We start from the raw sequence: 19,998 nt of genomic DNA, 5'->3' as shown, positions 1-19,998 counted from the left end.
CTGGGGCAAGCAACTGATTTTATAACCTGAAATTATCAAAAAACACGTCCCGGGCCCGGGAGAAACTGGGCGCTCCGAGGACGGCGGAGCGCCTCGAGGAAACGAGCCCGGGACGTTTCGCGCGCCTATTGCGCCGCCGAAGCGGCCCTGGCGCCCGATCCAGCGCCCTCGGAGACGAGAGCGACCTTCACATAGCCGGCGGCGTTGATCACGCCCATCGCTTCGGCGACCTTGCCATAGGCGACGGCCTTGTCTGCGCGCAGATGGATGCGGCGGTCCTTGTTGTTCTCGCTGTTCTCCTTGAGCACGGCGAGCAGGCCTTCGACGCCGGTCGCCTCTTTCTTGTCGACGAAATAGGAGCCGTTGGCGTCGACGCTGACGACGATCGGCGGCTGTTGGTCGTTGAGCTGCTTGGCCGCCGTCTTGGGCAGATCGACAGGCACGCCCGAGGTCATCAAGGGCGCCGCCACCATGAAGACGATGAGCAGCACCAGCATGACGTCGACGAGCGGCGTGACATTGATGTCGGCGATAGGCTGCGAATCGAATTCCGAATCGTGCTTACGCAACGCGAAGGCCATTGCGCTCTCCTCTCTTGGACAGATGACGGGACAGTTCCACCTCGAAGACGCCGATGAAGGCGGTCAGGCGTTTGCCATAGGCGCCGATGTCGCCGCTGATGCGGTTGTAGAAAATGACGGCGGGAATGGCGGCGACGAGGCCGAGCGCGGTCGCGAAGAGCGCTTCGGCGATGCCGGGCGCAACCACCGCGAGGCTGGTGTTGTTCGACGCCGCAATGCCCTGGAACGAGTTCATGATGCCCCAGACCGTGCCGAAGAGGCCGACGAAGGGCGCCACTGCGCCGATGGTGGCGAGGAACGGCAGCCGCAACTGCAGTTGATCGAGCGCATGGGAGCTCGCAAGCTGCGCAACGCGGTGAACGCGGTCTTGCAGGGAGTCGCGCTGCGCCTCCGTATAAACGAGATCCGCCGAACGTGTCTGCTCGTCGACCATCGCCCGATAGACCTGCACGAGCGGATCGTCCTCGGAGGCCGAGCTGAAGCTCTCCGCGACGGCCGCAACCGGCAAGCCGTCCTGAACGCTGGCGATGAGCTTGTCGGCGCGCTTATGCAGAATGCGAAGACGGATGAGCTTCTCCGCGATCACCGCCCAACCCCAAGCCGAAGCGATGATGAGCAGGATGATGACGCTCTTCACGATGGCGTCGGCTTGCAGGAAGAGCTCGATGGGCGTCAGCGTATGCGCGAGCGCCGTCGAGGCCGTGTTGGTGACAGGATCTGCCATTTATCTGCCTTTCAATTGCTGGGAATCAGGGGCTGAAGGTGAAGGAGCCCGAAAGCGAGACCGGCTTGCCGGGCGCGGCGACGGAGCCGCAACGGCCCCCGAGCCGGTTGGCGACCGCATCGAAAGCGCCATTACCCGAAGGCGTGATCGAGAAAGAGGTCATCGATCCCGTGGCGCCGAAGGTCGCGCGGTAGCCGATATGCGCGGTGCGCGGCGCCTGCGAATCCGGATAGGCGTTGGCGGCGGCGCGCTGCATGCAAGCATGGAACTGGTTGGCGATCGCCGAGGGTGTTGCACCCGAGGGAGCCGCCGGCGCACGAACAGCAGGCGCATCCGTTCTCGCGGCCGTCGGCGCGCGGGCGGCCGCCGGCTTCGCGGCGACCGGCTTTTCGATTTTCTTCTCGAGCTTGGGCTTGATGGCGGGTTTCTCGATCGGCTTCGGCGGCTCGATCGGCGCAATCGGGTCCAAGACCGGCGGGGGCGGCGGCGGCTCGTCAGGGAGCACGAGCTCCTCGGGCGGCGGCGGCGTGTCCTCTGGCGGGGGCGGCTCCTCGGCCGGCACGGGCGCAAGTTCGATCACTTGCTGCTCTTCGACGGGCGCCTCCGCGGCTTTGAAAGACAGGGTGACGATCAGGCCGAGCAGAAGAGCGTAGAGGGCGGCCGCCCCCAATTGGGCGGGATAATTCGGCCGCAACCCACTCGGCTGCAGCAATCCCTGCACACCCTGCGGATCAACGAGGAAATCATCGCCGGCGGCGTCGGCGGAGTCGAAATTCGGCGCGGCGGCTGTCGCCATCGATGTCGCCCTTTCTCATGAAAACCAGACGCCCAATGACTAGCGTATATTTCCTATAGACGCAATGTGATTATAGCTGCATCGCACATTCTTTTCACTTCATCGCGCGAGCCACAGCCGCGCAACAAAAAAAGGGCTCGGAACAAATGCCCCGAGCCCAAAGCGCTGCAAAATCGGCACAAGCTATTTGACGAGCGCCGGCGGCGCCGCGAGCGGGCCAGCGGAGAAATGATAGTTTATTCCAGCGCGCACCACATGTCCGGCGCTCGAAACATTCGCATTGAGGACGCCGCGATTAGTGTTGTAGGCGACGCCTGTCTCGGCAAGCCAGGCATAGAGATATTCGCCCTTGATCGAGATTTTGTCGTTCCAGGCATATTCGAAGCCGGCGCCGGCGGTCCAACCGGGACGCAGCGTCGGCCCCGAGCTCAACTGCCCATAGGTGAAAGGCGGAAGGCTCGAAAAATTATTCGAGATGAAATTCGTTCCGTAAGCCAAGCCGGCGCTGACATAAGCGAGCCAGCGCGGCGCGAAGGCGTAGCCCACTCTGCCACGCAGGGTCCCGAGCACCCCCGAGTCGGTCCGGCCGGGATAGCTCCAACCCGTGCGACCAGGCTGAATGCTGCCGCGGTAGCCGAAATCGGCTTCTGCGCCGAGAACGATCGTATCGGTCCATTGCCAATTATAGCCGATCGTTCCACCACCAACGAAAGCCGAGCCGCGCAGGGGCGTTTGATTGACGAGCGTGAATGCGCCCTCGCCGAGAATTGCGCCCGCGTAAACGCCGACATAGCCGCCCTGCCAGCTAAACACCGGCGGCGGCGGCGGGGGCGGTGGAGGCGCTTTGGCGCTCGGCAGATCGGCCGCCGCCGCCGATCCTGCGAGCAGCGAGATCGTCATAGCGGCCAGATGGAAGACGGTAATTCTCTTCATCGTACGAACTCCTGAACGTGTAGCGGAAGGACGTTGCTCAATAGAGCTTGACGCGCAGCGTCGCGCCGAAGGTGCGTGGGTTGTATGCGTCGAAGGTGACGGTGGACGGCGAGGGTGAAAGGCCCGTAGACGCGATCGTTTGTGCGACGATGATGCGCTCGTCGAGAAGATTGCGGACCCAGAGATTGAAACTGTAGACATCGTCGTCAGTCTTCAGACCGACGCCAGCGTTCCAGATCGCGTAGGCTGGCATGAACAACGGATAGATGGACAGCGGATTGGAAAGCTGCGTGCGCGCCCGCCATGCGGCGTTGGAATAGCTGAAGAGCGTCACCGGCCCCGTATAGCCGACGTCGCGGAAGATCGCGCCAAGCGGATATTCGTGATTGAAGCCGAGATTGAAGGAGAACGGCGCAACGGGGTTATTTCCCGAAACGCCGCCGGTGATGCTGTGGCCCGAGAGGCTCATATAGGCCGGCGCCGCCACGCCGCCGATATTGCTCGAGGCCGGCCACAGGAATTCCGGCGATGGCGAGGCCTTGGGGAAATCGACGTATTGGGCGTTGGTATAAGCGCCCGAGAAGGTCAGCCACAGGCGATCGATCGGGCTCCAGCGTCCGTCGATTTCGAAACCGCGCAGACGCACATGACCGATGTTGCCGAGATAGTTCTTGCGAATCGGCACGCCGGAGACGTCGGTATAATCCGTGTTCACGAGCACCGACTGGAAATTGTAGATATCATTCCAATAGGCGTTGGCGTTGAGGATGAGCCGGTTGTCGAACCAGTTTGTCTTGACGCCGATTTCATAGTCCCATGAGACTTCCGGCTTGGTGATGACGGGCTGCCACCCTTGGAAAACGCCGGCGCTGTTGAGGATCGGCAAGGCCTGGGTGTTGACCGCGCCGGATTTTTCGCCGCGCGCCACCGAGCCATAGGTCATGACGTTTTCGTTGATGCGATAGGAGGGATTGAAAAGTCCCGAGATCGAATTGACGCGTTTCTGCTGTCCGCCCGTGTCGAAGAACGTCGTGCCGCCGGTCGCCTGCCTGACCGCCGCGAGCTGGCTGAGGCTGGAAAGCCCCTGAATCCAGCCGAAATCCGAGCCCTCGCGTATCTCGTAAGTGTCGCGCAACCCCGCCGTCAGCGCCCATTTTTCGTCGATGTGCCAAGTTCCCTGGCCGAAAGCAGCCGTGCTGAAAGTGCGCGCGACGCCGTCGTTGCGATAGGAGAGGCCCCAGAGATTATAGGGATTGGCGTTGATGTTGTTGGCGAACCACTGGCTCGCCTGTGAACCGAAATCGACGTGGTTATACGACCAGACATGTTCGTAGAGATTGTAGTTGCCGATCGTCCATTCGAATTCCTGGCCCTGCGGCGAAGCAAGGCGCGTTTCGTGCGAGAATTGATCGACCTTCACGTCATAGGCGTTCGCGCTGATGTCGGTGAGCTGATTGCCGGTCGTGTTGTTGGGATGCAGAATGAATTGACGCCAGGCCGAGACGCCGGTCAGCGTATTCTCTCCCAAAGTGTAATTGAACTCGTTCGAGACGCCGGTCGTGCGCTGATCGAGCTTGCCCAGTCGCGTGAGATAAGGCTGGTAGGGATCGAATGTGAGGATCGGCGTGCGCAGGCGCGTCCAGAGATTTTGCGCATAGGTCCTCGCCAGAGCGCCATTTGCCCATAGCGGGAAGGAGTTTCCGACGACGCCGCTGTAGTTGTTGTACTCATCGGAACGCAATCGGTCGAAAATCAGGCGATCGGTAAAGTTCTCGCCGACATAGAGCAACTGCCCGCGAATGCCCCAGCGATTGTTGTCCAGGAGCTTCTGGCTGTTGAACTGGTTATGGATCCAGCCGTCGCCACGATCGTAATAGAGCGTCACACGATAGGCGAGCTTGTCGTCGATGATCGGACCGGTGACGTTGAGCTTTTGCGTGACGCGGTTGTAGGCGCCGATGGTCGTCTCGGACGTCGCAGATCGGGCAAAGGACGGCAATTGCGTGCGGATCACGACGGCGCCCACCGTCGTGTTTTTGCCGAGCAGCGTGCCTTGCGGGCCGCGCGCAACCTCGAGCGATTGCAAATCGACGAAGTCGGCCCATTGGAAGCCGACATGCGTGTAGAAGACGTTATCGACGATGAGGCCCACCGCCGACTCGGAACCGTCTGCGCCGCCAGAGATGCCGGAAATACCGCGAATCGACATCGCCGAGGTGCGCGGATTGTTGATCGACGGCACGAAATTCGGGACTTTCTGCGCGAAGTCCTGCAAGCGCTCGAGACGCTCTCTCTCCTGCGTCTTGGCGCCGACCACGCTGACCGGCAACGGCACATCCTGCGCTTTCTCCTCGCGCTGACGCGCCGTGACCTTTACCTCCTCCACCTGCGCATCCTGGGCGCGGGCAGCGTCGGCGACCAGCGTCGCAAGCGCGCCAAGAGACAGCGGCGCGAGTGCGGCGCTGGAAAGAAGCATTCTACGAAACGCGAAGCCGTTACGGCGCATTGGAACACCACCCGTTTGCTTATTATATCCACCAACTATGTATATTTCTAACTGCCGGTCAAGCTGGCAATCGCTTTCGCGCCCGATCTCGCCGCCAGACTGCGCCCAATATCGCCTGATGTTGCAAAACAGCAACAAAACGCACCACAAAACAAAATCGGCCGCGATCTCGTGAGAGATCGCGGCCTTGTCGCCACGTAGGAGAACGCGAGGGGACCTACGCGACTATTCCATCGTTCGTGACTATGGATAAGGTTCAGAAAGCGGCGATATCGACCTGCGCCCCGGGCACAAAGCGCAGGCCGAACGCGAAAGCGGCGACGATCGCGACGAACAGGAGAAAGGCGACCGCGCCGCGAGAAGATCGCAGCGTTTCCTCGGGCGGCACGAATTCACTGGGTTTGCTTCCCGTCACCATGGCGCGGATGATCGGCTCCCGCGCAACGACGACATGCGCGAGCACTGCGGCGACATGCACGAAGACCGCCGCGAGAATGACGTAGAAGAGCTTGCGATGAAGTGAGGTCAGAAGGAGGCTTGCGTCCTTGCTGACGAGGGGGGCAAGCGGCCCCGCATTGAATATCTCGTCGTCGCCGAAGAGCCCGAAAGCCGCCTGCGCGCCGAGCGCCGCCAGCAGCGCGATCACCATCAATGCGCCGAGCGGGTTGTGCCCAACATAGCGTGTATGTCGACCGCGTCCAACCGCGCTCACATAATGCAGCACGCTGCGCGGCCCTTTTAAAAAACTGGCGAAACGCGCATGCCGCGCCCCGACAAAACCCCAGACGATGCGGAAAGTCACGAGGACGATAACCGCATAGCCGAAAAACAAATGCAGCGAGAAATAGGCCGCGCCGAGCTTGTTGGACGCATAGGCTCCGGCGAATGCGGCGACGAGGCTCCAATGGAAGAAGCGTGTCGGCCAATCCCAAACCTTGCGATAAGTCCTCGTCTCACTGTACGACGTTGCAGAAGAGAGACGGTCATTCTCGATGGTGGTCATATCGGCCTCGTCACCGTTTTAGTCTTATTTCACCTTGGTTATTTCGCCTTGTAGGTCTCGTGGCAGCCCTTGCAGTCACCCGCCAGAGCCGCGACGGCCGCTTTGAAAGCGTCGGTCGCGCCCTTTTCTTTAGCGTTGACCTCGACGAGCGCCTGGGCGTGCGCCTGGAAATCTTTCAGCTTCTTGTCGAAATCGGCGCGGTTGCTCCAGACGTCGGCCTTGGCCTTGGATTCGGGCTCGCCGGGGTTCGAGCCTTCGGGAAAGGCGTCTTCGACAATCGTCGACAAAAAGGCGATTCTTGACGCGCGCTTTGTCGCCTCAGCTTCGTCATACGGGGCGGTCCCCTTCGAAACAGCGCCGAAATAGCGGAAGTAATTGCCGATCAGCAGGAAACCGGCCTTGCGGTTCTCGACGGCTTGCTTGCCAGGCGCGGGCGCGTTCTGCGCCTGAGCGCCAGCCACAACGGCGACGCTCACGAGAGCAATGACGCCGGCAGCGATCGTGAGCGGCGCGGCGCGGTGTGATAGACGAGACATATGCAACGAACTCCATTTGCGATGAGTAATAGTGGTGGAAACAGCCGGCTTACGGCTTGTGCTCTTCACGCCATTTGCGAACGAACTCGAGCGTGCTCTCGACATGCCGGCTCGGGTTGGAGTCGGTCAGTGAGAAAGCGACTTTTCCGTCCGGCAGGATCACATAAGAGATGCGGTCGGCGACCGTATCTCCCGAGGCGCTCGGTTTGAGCCGCTTGGCGTCATAGGCGTTGATCACCTTGAAGGCCGGGTCCGCCGCAACAGGAAATTTGTCCCGGCACTCTTTCGTCGAGAATTCTCGCTGCGTCTCGATCGTGTCGCTCGATACGCCGATGAGGGACGCGCCCGCCGCAGCGAAACTGTCATAACTCTCGGCGAATTCATGCGCCTCGATCGTGCAGCCGCGCGTAAACGACTTCGGATAGAAGTAGAGGACGACGGGGCCCTTCTTCAAAGCCTCCGTGAGGGAGAAGTTGAAATCCTTTCCGCCGATCGCCGCTTGCGCGGCGAAGTCCGGCGCTGCGTCGCCGGGCTTCAACGCGGCATGCGCCGCGCTGACCGACAAAGCGAGGAATAGCGAAATGATAACGCGCGTGATGTTCATCGCGACGGACCTTTTCTATTTCGCCTGTTGAGCAGGAGCCGCGGCAGCGGTTTGCGCGGCCCCGGGCGCGGCGGCGCTCTGCGCAGGCGGCGCGATCTTCAACAGGGAACCGCCCTCGTCTTCATAATCGCGCACGCCGATGGCGCCGACGACACGGAATCCATAAGACGAGAGCAGGTCACCGACAGCGCCGGCGCGATGCGCGCGATTTGAAACGACGACGATCAGCCGATCCCGCGGGATATAGGCGAGACTATTCTGCACCTCTTTGGTCTGGATGCTGAGATAGACAGGAAAGCCGCCAACTTTCGTAAGCTCGTCGGGCCGCCGCACATCGAGAACGAGCAGTTCACCGGGACGCGCCGCGAGCGCATCGAAAGCCGCGCGATTGAGGCGAAGCGTCTTATAAGTATAGGCCGGGTCATTTGCCGGCGTGACAGGCGCCGGATTCGTCGCCGCGGGCGCCGCCGCTGCGGGCGCAGCCGGATTGTCGGCGGCGAAGGCCGTCGTGGCGGCGAGAAAAGAGACGAGGAACAAGAGCGGTGTCTTCATGGCGTGTATCCTTTGGGAACTCTGTCAGCCGCGCAGATGGGCGTTGAAGAAATCGATGGTGCGCCCCCATGCGAGCTTCGCCGCAGCCTCGTCGTAGCGAGGCGTGGTGTCATTGTTGAAGCCATGCTGCACGCCAGGATAGACGTGCGCTTCGTAGGAGATCTTCGCGTCCTTGAGCGCCGCCTCATAGGCCGGCCAGCCTGCATTGATGCGATCGTCATTGCCGGCGTAATGGAGCAGCAGAGGCGCCTTGATGTTCTTGACGTCCTCGGCCTTCGGCTGGCCGCCGTAGAACGGCACGGACGCCGCCAAATCCGGAACTTTGGTGGCCAGGAAGTTGGAGACGCCGCCGCCATAGCAGAAGCCGACCACGCCGACCTTGCCATTGCCGTCCGGCAGCGCCTTCAGCGCCGAAACCGCAGCGAGGAAATCCTTGCGTGTTTTTTCCTGATCGAGCTTTTGGAAAAGTTCGCGCGCTTTGTCTTCATCGCCAGGATAGCCGCCGACTGGCGCCAGCGCGTCCGGCGCAAAAGCGATGAAATTGGCGAGCGCCAAGCGGCGCGCAATATCTTCGATGTGCGGATTGAGGCCGCGGTTCTCATGGACGACGAGAACGACAGGCAGCTTCCCGCTGACATTCGCCGGCTTTACGAGATAGCCCTTCACCACGCCATTGCCGTCGGGCGAGGGATATTCGACTATCCGCCCGACAATACGCGCATCGTCTTTCTTGACTTGTTCGGCCTCGGCGAAGCGCGGATTCAGGGCGTCGAGCATCGCAGCCGCGCCAGCGGCTCCGAGGCCGAGCTTGCCGACGCGATCGAGGAAGCCGCGCCGGTCGATGTCCCCATGGACATAGAGATCGAAAGACTTCAGCACAGCGGGACTGAAATCCTTAGCCGTCTTGCGAGTCATGTTGTTCCCTTTGGCGTTGGATTGAAGGCCTAGCGCGCGAGACGCGGCTTGTAGATCTCGTGGCAGGATTTGCAGAGGTCGGGCGCGCCGCGCGCTGCCGACGCCGCCGCATCGAAGTCGTTGCTGTCGACGCTCGCCAATACGGCGCTGATGAGCTTCACGCCCTTGCGCGAGATTTCGACGGCGTCGTCGGCGCCCTTCTTGGCGAAATAGTCTTCTGTATATTTGAAGCCGTCGAGCAGCACCTGCGCATCTTCCTTCGCCGCATCGGCATTCTTCGCGGTGATGTCGGGCTCGAAATATTTGACGGTCTTATCGAGGTCCCGCATGAGATCATTGTCGTAGTCACGCAGATCGATCGCTGCGATGACGGGCGCGCTCACGAGAACCGCGGCGAATGCAATCAGGAAGTCGACACGCAGTAGCTTGAGAAACTCGATCATTTGGTCACCGTGATTTTCCCTTGCATCCCCGAGTGCACGCCGCAGTAATAAACCGCTTCGCCTGGCGCTGAGAGCACGACGCCGAAGCTCTCGCCCTCGTCGAGCTGCTCCTTGGAGCGAAAGGTCTCGCCATTCGGCCCTTCGAGGACAATCGAATGGGGAATTTGGTCGTTGTTAGTGAATTCGATCCTCTCTCCGACTTTCACGCTAAGAGCCGGCGGACCGAATGCATAGTGTTCGATGACGATCTTTGCCGGCGCGCTTTGCGCCCCTGCTGTGGAAGGACTGGCGGAGACCGCCAGTCCAAGGAGGAGAAAGAAAGATCCGCGACCAGGCTGCATGCAGCGACGCCTAGGCGAGGATGTCTTTGACGACCTTGCCATAGACGACGGTCGGACGTTCGGCGCGGCCAGCGCGCAGATAGATCGTCTTCAGGTGATCCAGGCCGAGAAGCTGAAGAACCGTCGCATGGACATCGTAGGTGTCCACCGGATTTTCGACGGTCTTCAAGCCGATCTCGTCGGTCTGACCATAGGTGAGACCGTGCTTCAGACCGCCGCCGGCGAGCCATTGCGTATAGCCCCATGGATTATGGTCGCGGCCGTCGCCACTCTGGCCGTAAGAGGTGCGGCCGAATTCCGAGGTCCAGATGACGAGCGTCTGATCCAGCAGGCCGCGCGCCTCGAGGTCGGCGAGGAGAGCGCCGATCGGCTTGTCCACCGCTTTGACATGCATGCTGTGGTTCTTTTCGAGCTGGCGATGCGCGTCCCAGTTCGAATCGTCGCCGACGCCAGAGCCTTCGATGGGGCCCGAAACGACCTGGATGAAGCGAACGCCGCGCTCGACGAGGCGACGCGCGCGCAGCAGCACCGTGCCGTAGTCCTTCGTGGCGTCATCATTGAGGCCATAAGCCGCTTTGGTGGCCTCGGTTTCCTTGGAGAGATCGACAGCCTCCGGCGCCGTCGCCTCCATGCGATAGGCGAGATCATAAGAGCGCGTGCGCGCTTCGAGCTCGGTGTCCTCCGGATGCGCTGCGCCGCGCAGATCGTTGAGCTGCTTCAAGAGGTCGAGGCTCTCGCGCTGCTGCTGCAAGCCGATGAGATCCGGCGGCGCCTGATGCAGGATCGGCTGCGCGCCGGGACGGAAGGCCGTGCCCTGATAGACAGCCGGAAGGAAGCCGGAACTCCAGTTCACCGAGCCCGCGCGCGGTTCGCGCTTGCCGCTGTAGAGCACGACATAGGGCGGAAGATCGGGATTGGCGGAGCCAAGCGCATAAGTGACCCAGGCGCCGAGCGACGGGCGGCCCGGCGAGAGGTCGCCGGTGTTGAGCTTCAGGATCGAAATATCATGCGTGGCGCCGACGGTGACGCTCGATTTGATGAAGGTGAGCTTATCGGCGTGCTGCGCGATGTTTGGAACCCAGTCGGAGAACCAGGCGCCGCTCTGGCCATATTGCTTCCAGGTGCGGTTGGTGGCGAAGAGCTTGCCGACGCCGCCCTGCGTCGAAGTCTTGATGCCCTTGAGGAAGGATTCCGGCACCTCCTGCCCGGCGAGGCGCACGAGCTCGGGCTTGTAGTCGAAGAGATCGAGCGTCGAGGGCGCGCCATCCATGTGAAGCCAGATCACCGACTTCACTTTCGGCTCGAAATGCGGGGCCTTGGGGGCCAGCGGATCGACGAAGCTGGCGGCGTTGGCCGCTGGAGCGCCGAACCAGCCGCCCCCCGGCATCATGCCGCTGACGGCGTAGCCGCCGAGACCGTAAGTGGCGCCGCGCAACCAGTCGCGACGAGAGGTCTTGATCAACATGACGAATGTTCCTTTCGAAGGATCAGAAGCGATAGACGAAGTCGTTGGAGTTCATGACCGTGTGCACGAGATCGACGAAGGCCGAGGCGCGCAGCGGATCGGAAGGCTTTTCCTTGGCGCCGATCGGCAAAGCGATGGCGAGCTTTCCGTCTTCGGCCTTTTGCGCGATCGTCTTCTGGTGCTGATCGAGGAAGGCGCGCAGCGCATCCTTCTCGGCGTCGGTCGCTTTGCGCGAGAAGAGGATTTGATAAAGGCGGTCGATGCGCGCCGTCTCGTCCGGACCGGCTTCATTGATCACGCGGCCGGCGAGCGCCTGCGACCACTGGAAGAACTGATCGCTGTTGTAGAGCGTCAGCGCTTGCAGCGGCGTCGTCGTCACGTCGCGCTTGCTGTGAATCTGCTGCGCGTTCGCCATGTCGAAGGTTTCGAGCAGCGGATAGGGCAGACTGCGACGCGTGAAGATGTAGAGGCTACGGCGCGCATGGTCCTTCGGGTCTTTCGACGTCGTCCAGGCCGGGTCCGCGTTGAAGTTGTTGCCGCCGCTCACATTGGCGGGAAGCGGCGGAAAGACGCTCGGGCCGCCGATTTCTTCATTGAGCTTACCCGACGCGACGAGAACAGAGTCGCGAATCTCTTCGGCCTCGAGACGCTTGCGCGGGAAGACGGCGAGGAGCTTGTTCTCCGGATCGGCCTTGGCGATATCCTCGCGGAAATCGGAGGATTGGCGATAGGTCGACGAGAGCAGAATGTCGCGATGGAGCTTTTTGACGCTCCAACCGTCCTTCACGAAATGATCGGCAAGGTAATCCAGCAGCTCCGGATTGGTCGGCTTGTCGCCAGCCTTGCCGAAATCGGAGACCGTGCCGACAATGCCCTTGCCGAAATACTGGTTCCAGACGCGATTGACGAAGACGCGCGCGGTGAGCGGATTCGTCGCGCTCGCCAGCCAGCTCGCCAGAGCCGTGCGACGGCCCGACGATGTCGCCGTCGGCTTGATGTCGGGCTTCTCGCCGGTGATCGCCTCGGGGAAAGCGGGCTGGACTTCTTCCAGAGGCTTCTCGTGATTGCCGCCGAACAGGACATAGGTTGGCGGCGCATCCGGATGGCCGAGTTCCGTCGCCGTCGTGAAGGTGTTGGCGCCGCGCGCGGGCTTTTTATCGGCGAATTTTTGCAGCTCACGCTGGAGCTTCTGATACTCCTCGTATTTCTGCACTGCCTCTGGGCTGTGCTCGGGCGCCGATTTATCCTCGGCGGCGTAACGCAGATAGGCGGCGAGCTGCGGCCGGTCTGTCACCGCGTCGAGACGATGATTGACCCAGCGATCGAGCGCGTTCCACTGGTCCTTCGGCTTGAAGATGGATTCGCGGCTGTCGGTGAGGTAGCGCTCTTTGTGATATTTGAGCGCGGCTTCGTAAACGCCATCGATAATGGCTTTCTGCTTGGCCCGAATATCCTTCGTGGCCTCGTCGTAAATCGCCTGCGCCTTTTCATAGGCGAGCTCCTGCTCGCCTTTCTTCGCGGGCGCCTTCTCCTGGAAGGCGGTATTGGCGAAGAATGCCTGCAGCGAGAAATAATCTTTCTGGGTGAACTTGTCGCTCTTGTGATTATGGCAGCGGGCGCAGCTCACCGTCGTGCCGAGAACGGCCTGGCCGATCGTATCGACGATGTCCGTGGTGATCTGATACTTGCGCTGCACGAGGTCGCGCGAATTGCTGTTGTCGGGATATCCCGCGAGAAAGCCGGTTGCGACGAGGACGTCCTGATCGTTCGGGGCAATCTCGTCGCCGGCAATCTGCTCCTGAATGAAACGCGAATAAGGCTTGTCCTCATTGAACGCCTTGATGACATAGTCGCGGTAGCGGAAGAGATTGGGCCGCGTATTGTCGTTCTGGAAGCCGGTCGAATCCGCATAGCGCGCGAGATCGAGCCACAGGCGCGCCTGACGCTCGCCGTAACGCGGCGAGGCGAGAAGGCGGTCGACAAGCTTCTCATAGGCGTCTGACGCGGTGTCGTTCACAAAGGCGTCGACCTCCTCCGGCGCCGGGACAATGCCCCAGGCGTCGAGCGTGGCGCGCCGAATGAAGGTGGCGCGGTCGGCGTCCTTGGAGGGCGCGAGGCTCTTGCCTTCGATCTTCGCGAGCACAAAGGCGTCGAGGGGCGAGCGCACCCACTCCTTCTGCTTCACGACAGGAACGAATTGCGCCTGGACGGGCAGCCACGACCAATGCGGCTTAGATGAGGGGCTTGCGGCCTTCGGAGCTTCGGGCGCCGCCGCGGCGGAATCATTGGGCTTCACCTCCGCCGCCACGGCAAGCGCGGCGAGGGAGACGCTCATGAGCATCGCAAGGTAGGCTTTCTTCGCAGTTTTCTTCATTTCTTCTGCCTCGATCCAATGGCTCTCTGCGGATTCGCTTTTGGGATAGGCGTGTCCCGAATGAGCGAAAGCTAGCCTACCTAAACTATGAAGTCTACCTATATTGTATGTTTTAAATCCAGATTTTTTGGCGCGGCGGGCCTGGCGGTTTTGACGGCTAGCCTTCGGGTTTCGCTATAGCAATTGAGAGGCCCCCCTGCCCCGAGGGCGAAGGGAGTCGCACATTTCGAGGACCGTCATAGGCGAGCTTGTCCCGGCGCCCCCCGCCCCGGGCGCAGCTCAACGAGACGCGTTATCGCTATGGATAAAGCTCGGTACAGGCTTTGCGGTCACGCCGACCTATGACCGGCATTCGCCGTTGTTTGCGTGGCGTGAGCGGCCGGGAAAAGCCCGGCCATGACGAGGGCGGCGACATGAAGATATGTGCATGCGAGCAGCCCTTGCGGGGCCGGCCCAAACTGATCGAATTGTCTCAAAGCGCCCCGTCTGGAGGGCAAAATTCATAGGACATGACTAGATAAAGCGTCGCAGGCGCGTCGCCGAGGTTCCGATACAGGTGCGGCACATCGGCCAGGAAATCGATGGCGTCGCCCTCCTGCAGAATTTGCGGGCTCTCACGGCCGACGACGATTTCGATCGCCCCCTTGGCGACGACCAGATTCTCTTTGGTGCCGGGCGCATGCGCCTCGACATGCTGGCTATGGTGGGGCGCGAGCGTGATCTCGTAGAACTCCGCGCTACGGAGCCCGTCATAGGGAAAGAGAGGACGCGTGCTGAAATTTCCGTCCTGCGACGTGACGCTCTGACGCGAGTCGCTGCGCAAAACCAGGACGCCGCGGCGTCCCGCCGAGGCGACGAGACGACCGAAGGGAACCCCCAGCGCATTGGCGATGCGCCAGAGATGGTTGATCGTCGGCGCCACCGCCCCCGCCTCGATCCGCAAAAGCTCGGAAGGATCTATGCCGGTCAGTTGCGCAAGCCTCTTGAAGGAACGGCCCTCGAGCGTGACGAGTTGCTTCAATCGATCGGCGACAAGCGCGGCAAGGGCGCTTTCCGCTGCGGCCTCGCGCTTCTGACCATGCTTGTTCATGTCTATAGACCCTATCATCTAACCATTTATGTCTCCAACTCAGCCGTGGTCAAGGAGTTTTGTTGGTTAGGCAGAAAGGGATGGGTATGCCTACCCATCTGGCGCGATATGGGTGCGATCTGCGCCGCTGTCTTGACTGAGTAAAATGCATAATCCTAGTATGAATATGCCTGCCGACCCGGCGGCCTCAGTTTGGAGCTGAATTTATGAGGTTTCTTGCCACTTTCGCCGCCGTCGCGACGCTTGGCGCTTCTCTCGGCGCGCCCTTCGCTTTGCCGGCGCGCGCCGAGCTTCTCTCGCTCAAGGCGCTGTCGGCGCCCATCGCCTTGAGCATTGCTCAAACCGCCTATGACGCCTGCCTGCAGCAGGGCTATCATGTGTCGGTGACTGTCGTTGGTCTCGAAGGCCAGCCGCTGATCTCGCTTCGCGGAGACAGCACCTCGCCTCACACGATCGAGAATAGCCTCCGGAAGGCCTATACCTCGCGCACCTTCCGCATCCCCTCCGGCGAATTTGCGCAGCGCGTGAAGGACAATCCGACCTCGGGGCAAGTGCATCTCGCCAATATTGTCGCCGCCCAGGGAGCCCTGCCGATCAAGACCGGCGACACAGTGATCGGCGCCGTCGGCGTCTCCGGCGCGCCCGGCGGAGAGAAGGACGAAGCCTGCGCGAAGGCGGCGATCGACAAGGTAGCGGATCAGCTCAAGTAAAACGTCTGCGAGAAGAGAGAGGCCGCGAATGGGCGCGGCCTCCATAGGCAATTTGCCCGACGTCATACCGTGCCGGCCAAAAGCGCGCCGCTCATATTGCACTCATCCTGATTGCTGATCTAATGGCCGCTCCCTTGGGCCCCGATCACACAATCGAACATGAGCGATGTGAGAATCCTTCTCGTCGACGACCACCCTGTTGTTCGGGAGGGCTATCGCCGTCTCCTGGAGCGCCACGCAGGCTTCTCGGTGGTCGCGGAGGCCGAAGACGCCGTTGCGGCCTATCGCCTATATCGCGAGACCTCGCCTGATGTCGTCATCATGGATCTGTCGCTCCCGGGCGCCGGGGGCATAGAGGCGGTGCGCCATATCCGGCAATGGGACAAGCAGGCGCGCATTCTCGTTTTCACCATGCATAGCGCCGCGGCCTTCGCGCTCAAGGCATTTGAAGCGGGCGCCGCTGGCTATATCACCAAGAGCAGCGACGCCGCGGAGCTGCTGCGGGCCGTGTCGACCGTGGCCCATGGCGGGCGCGCCCTCAGCGACGACATTGCGCGGGAAATCGCCGCCGAACGCCTCGGCGAGGGCCGTTCGCTCGCCGACGAGCTCGGCCCGCGCGAGACGGAAATATTGCGTCTTGTGGCGTCGGGGCGAACGAGCGACGAGATCGCCGCGCTGCTCAACCTCAGTTGCAAGACGGTTCAGAATTATCACTACCAAATCAAATCCAAGATCGGCGCGAAGACGGACGCCCATCTGGTTTGGCTCGCCATCGGCGCAGGACTCGTCGGCGACGCCGACGTGACGTGATCTCCGGGAATTTTGCCCGGCAGGCGGCGGGAAAAGCGCCGAGGCCGGCATTCCGGGCCCTCTCCTAGAATAGCCGCGCAGACGCAAAGTCTGCGAGACGATTTCAGGAGACGCCTATGCGCATCCGCGCCTTCAAACTGGCCGCACCCGCCTGCCTGCTCGCCTTCGGGCTGTTTTTATTTCAGCCCTTGGCGGGACGTGCCGAAACCCCGCGCCCGATCAAGCTTGCCGTCTTCGATATGGAGCTGGACGATTTCAGCGCCGGCGGCCCGCTCGCGGGCGAGAGCCCTGCTGAGACCGAGCGGCTCCAGCGCATGAATCTCCTGGTGCGCGACTTATTGGCCCGCTCCGGCCTGTTCGAGATCATCGACGCAAGCAACTCCAGTCACCCGATGGCCAAGGATCACTGGCTGCGAAAATGCAACGGATGCGAAGCCGACGCGGCCCGCGAACTCGGAGCCGACATGTCCTTCATGGGCTTCTTCCGCAAGATCAGCGTCATGGAGCAAAATCTGGAGTTTCGTATCCGCGACGCCAAAACCGGCGCGCTCGTCAATGTCTCGCAAACCGACCTGCGCAACGAAACCGACGAATCCTGGAGCCGGGCGCTGAAATTTCTGATCCGCTACAGTCTGGTGGAGCCGGAACTCGCCAATGGGAAGAACGAGCGCTGACCAGCATCGGTGGCGAACGCCTGAGTCTTACGGAACGATCCTTGAGAGGATGGTGCCCAGAAGCAGCCGAGCCCTACCATGAGGCCATCACTAACTATCTGACAAATAAGAATCTGTGCCAGAATAGGATAGCGGGATTGCCCAGTAAAATTACCCATTCTCGGAAGGCGGTCAAGGCTTCTCACCCTCGGACAAGGCATGAGACTGAATAAGCCACCCCATGTGACGCATTGTCCGTGGACGCAAAGGCATCACCCGTATTCCATTCGGCGATGCCGAAGTCACTGATTCCTCTGGGAGAAAGCGTTCGAAAGCGCAGGGAAGCTCTCGGTTTTTCACAAGAAGAATTAGCCGATAGATGCGGTTTTGATCGGACCTACATCAGCATGATCGAGCGCGGCAAACGAAACCCCGCGTTTCTCAATCTTCTGAAGCTGGCAGAAGGGCTCGAGACCTCGGTTTCTAAATTAACCGAGGTGTATAGCCGTGGCACTGGCACCGATTGACGAAACGCATGCGCTTCAGATTCAGGCAGGAACCATAGGAAGAAAAGCAGGCCACGCCTTCGAGGATGAAATCACCCTACGCATAAATTCGATGGAATACCCGCTGCCAACGAGCCGCCCGAACGGCGCGAAGCACGTTATAGTGGGAGATCCTGCCATGACCCTGCTTAATTACATTGGCTCAAGCTTGGGATTTAAAGTCATTTCCCGAGCTGTTGCTATTTCAACCGGCGCGCTAGCAACCTCTGAAGCTGGGCAAAAGTGGCTTTCGATAAACGGCGCAAACGTAAGGCGGTGTAAAAGCGACATAGTCATTACGATCTCCGACTCCCACGCCAGTCAAACAGTGGGGATTTCAACGAAGCAATGCAGCAAAAAGACCCCGACTAACGCCCAGCTCTTCTTTACAACCGCTAGGGGGTTTGTGAAGCTTCTACGGGATAATGGTATAGCCGTTTCAGATGCTGCGTTGAGTGGGTTGAGGGAATTCTGCGGCGACGCCGGTTTTAGGCCGCTCGACAACGCCGAAATACTTGCCACGCGAATCGTGGACCCTCGAAGGTTTTTCTGGGAAGAAATAGACGCCGATGCCAGGGACGAATGGGAGGTAACGCTTGCGCGGCATCAGGAAAAAATAACGCGCCTACTCTTGCAAAAGGCCTACATCGATGACCCATTCATCCCCGATTTTATAACGCATAAGACCAAACTGGCCAACGATTGGCACACTTCGGAAGTGGCTTTATATTCGATTGATGAGCTAGTTAAGCTCTCTTGTAAATACCAAGGTTTCGTTAGGCGCCCATACCGAGTCAACAAGGGTAGCTACCGCGACCCCCAAGGGGTGCAGCATTTGGCTCCGCGTTTCGGAATTGTTCAAATGCAAAGGGGCGGACAAGCGCAGCATCCTGAACAGTTGCAATTCAACCTTGAAGCCGGTTATTTCTATGGCCTAGAGAAACTCAGCGATTAGGTGTTGAGCTACAACTCGGGCCAATAAGGGAGGAACGGCGTTCCCTATTCCCGTGCGAATTGTTCCGGCGGAACCTTCGAAGCGGAACGAGTCGGGAAAGGATTGTATCCGAGCGGCCTCCCGAATTGTCAAAGACCGAGTCGCGATCGGATGCACGTTTCGGCAACCAGAAATCATACCGAATGTTGTCTGGACCGTCGAAGCAGGTTCTCGCCAGATCTGCCGTTTGTAAGTTGTATTGTAGCCCGACGGAGGGCGCTTCGCTGGGTCAGCATTGTCGTGAGCGCTAAAGCCCTCCTTTACATCCCAGAGCCAATCTATGACGTGCTTGGGGTGGGACACGGAGACATGCAATGGGTCGCCCGACCCCTCCCCCGACTCAATGTATGCCAGATCAGAACAAGCATCAGCAAAAGTGAGACAGGGAAGCTTCTCTGAAAACAGGCCCACTTCCTCGCCATGCGACGCCGTCGGAAAGGAAGGAGCTTTATTGATGTCTTCTCGCACAGCTATGAAAAACACGCGCTCCCGATGTTGCGGAACCCCGAAGTTTTTTGCATTGATTTCGAACATGCGCGCGCTGTATCCATGATCTCCAAACTCCGACCTAATCTGATTCTTAACATAATTACCGTCTGGTGATCTCATCGAAGTTAATAGACGAACATTTTCCAAAATCGCAACTTTCGGCCTGTAGACATCAACAAAACGAAGATAATGCCGAAATAATGCATTGCGTGGATCGTTCACATCTCTTTTGCCCGCGAGGCTAAATCCCTGACAGGGCGGCCCTCCAATTATTACTTCGACTTCTCCAGTCGATCGCTTTATATCCTCGATGTCAGACGTCGGAACAGCCGCAATATCGCCGCCGATTTTAACAGCTTCAGGAAAGTTTTTCTGGTAAATAACCTGTAGGTCTTTCTCCTTTTCCAAGAACCCCCGTATCTCAAACCCTGCCGAAGCGAACCCGAGAGTAAAGCCACCACAACCAGAGAAGAGGCTAATAGCCCGGTGGCTATAGCGCTTTGGTTTGGTCTCAAGCATTTTCAACGCAGAAAGATATGCTTCATTACCGTTGGAAGGCGCATGCCGAGCCACACGCTTGGAATCGTGCTTAACCTCAACATAAGTATGCTCACGGTAGCGCTTCTTTCGAGCTACTATCGCTCGCAGCCCTTCAGAGTTTCTAAGGACGGCGAGAAGAGCTTGCTGGTGAGCGTCAGCCAACTCGTTCTTGCCTAATTCAAACCCAGACAAAATGTATTGCGGAATGCCGGATGCTTCCGCCAGCTTGGCTTGGGAAAGACCAAGAGAGTCCCGAAGGTCGCGAAGAGTGTTGCCAGAATCGAGTCGCATGTGGCTTATTGTCTGCAGATACCCTGCCCTGTCAAACTTCATCATAGGCGATCTAGTGGCCTGTTAACAAAGCGCTTAGAAGTATGGATTTAAGAGATTCTAG

Annotated in this window: 21 protein-coding genes; 5 read left to right on the top strand and 16 right to left on the bottom strand. The window is 60.0% G+C overall.

What is annotated here, in order from left to right:
- Positions 1–125: 125 nt before the first annotated feature.
- The 15 genes from tolR to JJT62_RS04290 form a co-directional block, all read right to left on the bottom strand.
- A complete protein-coding gene (tolR, locus tag JJT62_RS04360; protein WP_202071419.1) occupies positions 126–581 on the bottom strand; it encodes a protein TolR in 456 nt (151 codons plus the stop codon).
- Positions 562–1,305: a MotA/TolQ/ExbB proton channel family protein gene (locus JJT62_RS04355; RefSeq protein ID WP_202071418.1), complete on the bottom strand. Its 744-nt coding sequence runs from the start codon at positions 1,303–1,305 to the stop codon at positions 562–564. The genes tolR and JJT62_RS04355 overlap by 20 nt, the downstream gene beginning before the upstream one ends.
- Before the next feature lie 25 nt (positions 1,306–1,330).
- Entirely contained in the window at positions 1,331–2,101 is a 771-nt protein-coding gene (locus JJT62_RS04350) for a hypothetical protein (RefSeq protein WP_202071417.1), read from the bottom strand.
- A gap of 183 nt (positions 2,102–2,284) precedes the next feature.
- Positions 2,285–3,034 (bottom strand): outer membrane protein, encoded by a 750-nt coding sequence (locus JJT62_RS04345; RefSeq protein WP_202071416.1) that lies wholly within the window; start codon positions 3,032–3,034, stop codon positions 2,285–2,287.
- 37 nt (positions 3,035–3,071) lie between these two features.
- The gene (locus tag JJT62_RS04340) at positions 3,072–5,510 is read right to left on the bottom strand and encodes a TonB-dependent receptor (protein WP_246744675.1); all 2,439 of its coding nucleotides are present in this window, start codon (positions 5,508–5,510) and stop codon (positions 3,072–3,074) included.
- A gap of 286 nt (positions 5,511–5,796) precedes the next feature.
- Entirely contained in the window at positions 5,797–6,543 is a 747-nt protein-coding gene (locus JJT62_RS04335; protein WP_202071414.1) for a cytochrome b/b6 domain-containing protein, read from the bottom strand.
- A gap of 38 nt (positions 6,544–6,581) precedes the next feature.
- Positions 6,582–7,079 (bottom strand): cytochrome c, encoded by a 498-nt coding sequence (locus JJT62_RS04330; protein ID WP_202071413.1) that lies wholly within the window; start codon positions 7,077–7,079, stop codon positions 6,582–6,584.
- Positions 7,080–7,128: 49 nt separating this feature from the next.
- On the bottom strand, positions 7,129–7,683 hold the full coding sequence (locus JJT62_RS04325) for a peroxiredoxin (RefSeq protein ID WP_202071412.1): 555 nt from the start codon (positions 7,681–7,683) through the stop codon (positions 7,129–7,131).
- A 15-nt stretch (positions 7,684–7,698) separates the two neighbouring features.
- On the bottom strand, positions 7,699–8,235 hold the full coding sequence (locus JJT62_RS04320; protein ID WP_202071411.1) for a rhodanese-like domain-containing protein: 537 nt from the start codon (positions 8,233–8,235) through the stop codon (positions 7,699–7,701).
- 24 nt (positions 8,236–8,259) lie between these two features.
- Positions 8,260–9,150, bottom strand: a complete 891-nt coding sequence (locus JJT62_RS04315; RefSeq protein ID WP_202071410.1) for a dienelactone hydrolase family protein — start codon at positions 9,148–9,150, stop codon at positions 8,260–8,262.
- 29 nt (positions 9,151–9,179) lie between these two features.
- The gene (locus JJT62_RS04310) at positions 9,180–9,593 is read right to left on the bottom strand and encodes a hypothetical protein (RefSeq protein ID WP_202071409.1); all 414 of its coding nucleotides are present in this window, start codon (positions 9,591–9,593) and stop codon (positions 9,180–9,182) included.
- Positions 9,590–9,934: a plastocyanin/azurin family copper-binding protein gene (locus JJT62_RS04305; protein WP_202071408.1), complete on the bottom strand. Its 345-nt coding sequence runs from the start codon at positions 9,932–9,934 to the stop codon at positions 9,590–9,592. Before JJT62_RS04305 ends, JJT62_RS04310 begins: the two co-directional genes overlap by 4 nt.
- Before the next feature lie 10 nt (positions 9,935–9,944).
- On the bottom strand, positions 9,945–11,399 hold the full coding sequence (locus tag JJT62_RS04300) for a DUF1501 domain-containing protein (RefSeq protein ID WP_202071407.1): 1,455 nt from the start codon (positions 11,397–11,399) through the stop codon (positions 9,945–9,947).
- A 22-nt stretch (positions 11,400–11,421) separates the two neighbouring features.
- Positions 11,422–13,773, bottom strand: a complete 2,352-nt coding sequence (locus JJT62_RS04295; protein ID WP_202071406.1) for a DUF1549 and DUF1553 domain-containing protein — start codon at positions 13,771–13,773, stop codon at positions 11,422–11,424.
- Positions 13,774–14,245: 472 nt separating this feature from the next.
- Positions 14,246–14,863, bottom strand: coding sequence for a helix-turn-helix domain-containing protein (locus JJT62_RS04290; protein WP_202071405.1), 618 nt, complete (start codon positions 14,861–14,863; stop codon positions 14,246–14,248).
- A gap of 206 nt (positions 14,864–15,069) precedes the next feature.
- Between JJT62_RS04290 and JJT62_RS04285 the strand changes: the two genes are divergently transcribed.
- The 5 genes from JJT62_RS04285 (at position 15,070) to JJT62_RS04265 (ending at position 18,536) form a co-directional block, all read left to right on the top strand.
- A complete protein-coding gene (locus JJT62_RS04285; RefSeq protein ID WP_202071404.1) occupies positions 15,070–15,573 on the top strand; it encodes a heme-binding protein in 504 nt (167 codons plus the stop codon).
- Between the two features lie 159 nt (positions 15,574–15,732).
- On the top strand, positions 15,733–16,383 hold the full coding sequence (locus JJT62_RS04280) for a response regulator transcription factor (RefSeq protein WP_202071403.1): 651 nt from the start codon (positions 15,733–15,735) through the stop codon (positions 16,381–16,383).
- Positions 16,384–16,499: 116 nt separating this feature from the next.
- Positions 16,500–17,057: a DUF3280 domain-containing protein gene (locus JJT62_RS04275; RefSeq protein ID WP_202071402.1), complete on the top strand. Its 558-nt coding sequence runs from the start codon at positions 16,500–16,502 to the stop codon at positions 17,055–17,057.
- Between the two features lie 272 nt (positions 17,058–17,329).
- A complete protein-coding gene (locus JJT62_RS04270; protein ID WP_202071540.1) occupies positions 17,330–17,563 on the top strand; it encodes a helix-turn-helix domain-containing protein in 234 nt (77 codons plus the stop codon).
- The gene (locus JJT62_RS04265) at positions 17,544–18,536 is read left to right on the top strand and encodes a hypothetical protein (RefSeq protein ID WP_202071401.1); all 993 of its coding nucleotides are present in this window, start codon (positions 17,544–17,546) and stop codon (positions 18,534–18,536) included. The genes JJT62_RS04270 and JJT62_RS04265 overlap by 20 nt, the downstream gene beginning before the upstream one ends.
- Here JJT62_RS04265 and dcm read toward each other — a convergent pair.
- Complete coding sequence (gene dcm / locus JJT62_RS04260; RefSeq protein WP_202071400.1) at positions 18,516–19,940, bottom strand: DNA (cytosine-5-)-methyltransferase; 1,425 nt, start codon at positions 19,938–19,940, stop codon at positions 18,516–18,518. The genes JJT62_RS04265 and dcm overlap by 21 nt on opposite strands.
- Positions 19,941–19,998 lie beyond the last annotated feature (58 nt).

This window comes from Methylocystis sp. Sn-Cys, assembly GCF_016745395.1.
GTDB lineage: Bacteria > Pseudomonadota > Alphaproteobacteria > Rhizobiales > Beijerinckiaceae > Methylocystis > Methylocystis iwaonis.
The sequence above is the reverse complement of the archived record's forward strand: the minus strand, read 5'-3'. Positions and strand labels throughout refer to the sequence as shown.

Coding starts and splice junctions, on each gene's coding strand:
- tolR (WP_202071419.1), bottom strand. CDS start 581: ATGGCCTTCGCGTTGCGTAAGCACGATTCGGAATTCGATTCGCAGCCT.
- JJT62_RS04355 (WP_202071418.1), bottom strand. CDS start 1,305: ATGGCAGATCCTGTCACCAACACGGCCTCGACGGCGCTCGCGCATACG.
- JJT62_RS04350 (WP_202071417.1), bottom strand. CDS start 2,101: ATGGCGACAGCCGCCGCGCCGAATTTCGACTCCGCCGACGCCGCCGGC.
- JJT62_RS04345 (WP_202071416.1), bottom strand. CDS start 3,034: ATGAAGAGAATTACCGTCTTCCATCTGGCCGCTATGACGATCTCGCTG.
- JJT62_RS04340 (WP_246744675.1), bottom strand. CDS start 5,510: ATGCTTCTTTCCAGCGCCGCACTCGCGCCGCTGTCTCTTGGCGCGCTT.
- JJT62_RS04335 (WP_202071414.1), bottom strand. CDS start 6,543: ATGACCACCATCGAGAATGACCGTCTCTCTTCTGCAACGTCGTACAGT.
- JJT62_RS04330 (WP_202071413.1), bottom strand. CDS start 7,079: ATGTCTCGTCTATCACACCGCGCCGCGCCGCTCACGATCGCTGCCGGC.
- JJT62_RS04325 (WP_202071412.1), bottom strand. CDS start 7,683: ATGAACATCACGCGCGTTATCATTTCGCTATTCCTCGCTTTGTCGGTC.
- JJT62_RS04320 (WP_202071411.1), bottom strand. CDS start 8,235: ATGAAGACACCGCTCTTGTTCCTCGTCTCTTTTCTCGCCGCCACGACG.
- JJT62_RS04315 (WP_202071410.1), bottom strand. CDS start 9,150: ATGACTCGCAAGACGGCTAAGGATTTCAGTCCCGCTGTGCTGAAGTCT.
- JJT62_RS04310 (WP_202071409.1), bottom strand. CDS start 9,593: ATGATCGAGTTTCTCAAGCTACTGCGTGTCGACTTCCTGATTGCATTC.
- JJT62_RS04305 (WP_202071408.1), bottom strand. CDS start 9,934: ATGCAGCCTGGTCGCGGATCTTTCTTTCTCCTCCTTGGACTGGCGGTC.
- JJT62_RS04300 (WP_202071407.1), bottom strand. CDS start 11,399: ATGTTGATCAAGACCTCTCGTCGCGACTGGTTGCGCGGCGCCACTTAC.
- JJT62_RS04295 (WP_202071406.1), bottom strand. CDS start 13,773: ATGAAGAAAACTGCGAAGAAAGCCTACCTTGCGATGCTCATGAGCGTC.
- JJT62_RS04290 (WP_202071405.1), bottom strand. CDS start 14,863: ATGAACAAGCATGGTCAGAAGCGCGAGGCCGCAGCGGAAAGCGCCCTT.
- JJT62_RS04285 (WP_202071404.1), top strand. CDS start 15,070: ATGAGGTTTCTTGCCACTTTCGCCGCCGTCGCGACGCTTGGCGCTTCT.
- JJT62_RS04280 (WP_202071403.1), top strand. CDS start 15,733: ATGAGCGATGTGAGAATCCTTCTCGTCGACGACCACCCTGTTGTTCGG.
- JJT62_RS04275 (WP_202071402.1), top strand. CDS start 16,500: ATGCGCATCCGCGCCTTCAAACTGGCCGCACCCGCCTGCCTGCTCGCC.
- JJT62_RS04270 (WP_202071540.1), top strand. CDS start 17,330: ATGCCGAAGTCACTGATTCCTCTGGGAGAAAGCGTTCGAAAGCGCAGG.
- dcm (WP_202071400.1), bottom strand. CDS start 19,940: ATGATGAAGTTTGACAGGGCAGGGTATCTGCAGACAATAAGCCACATG.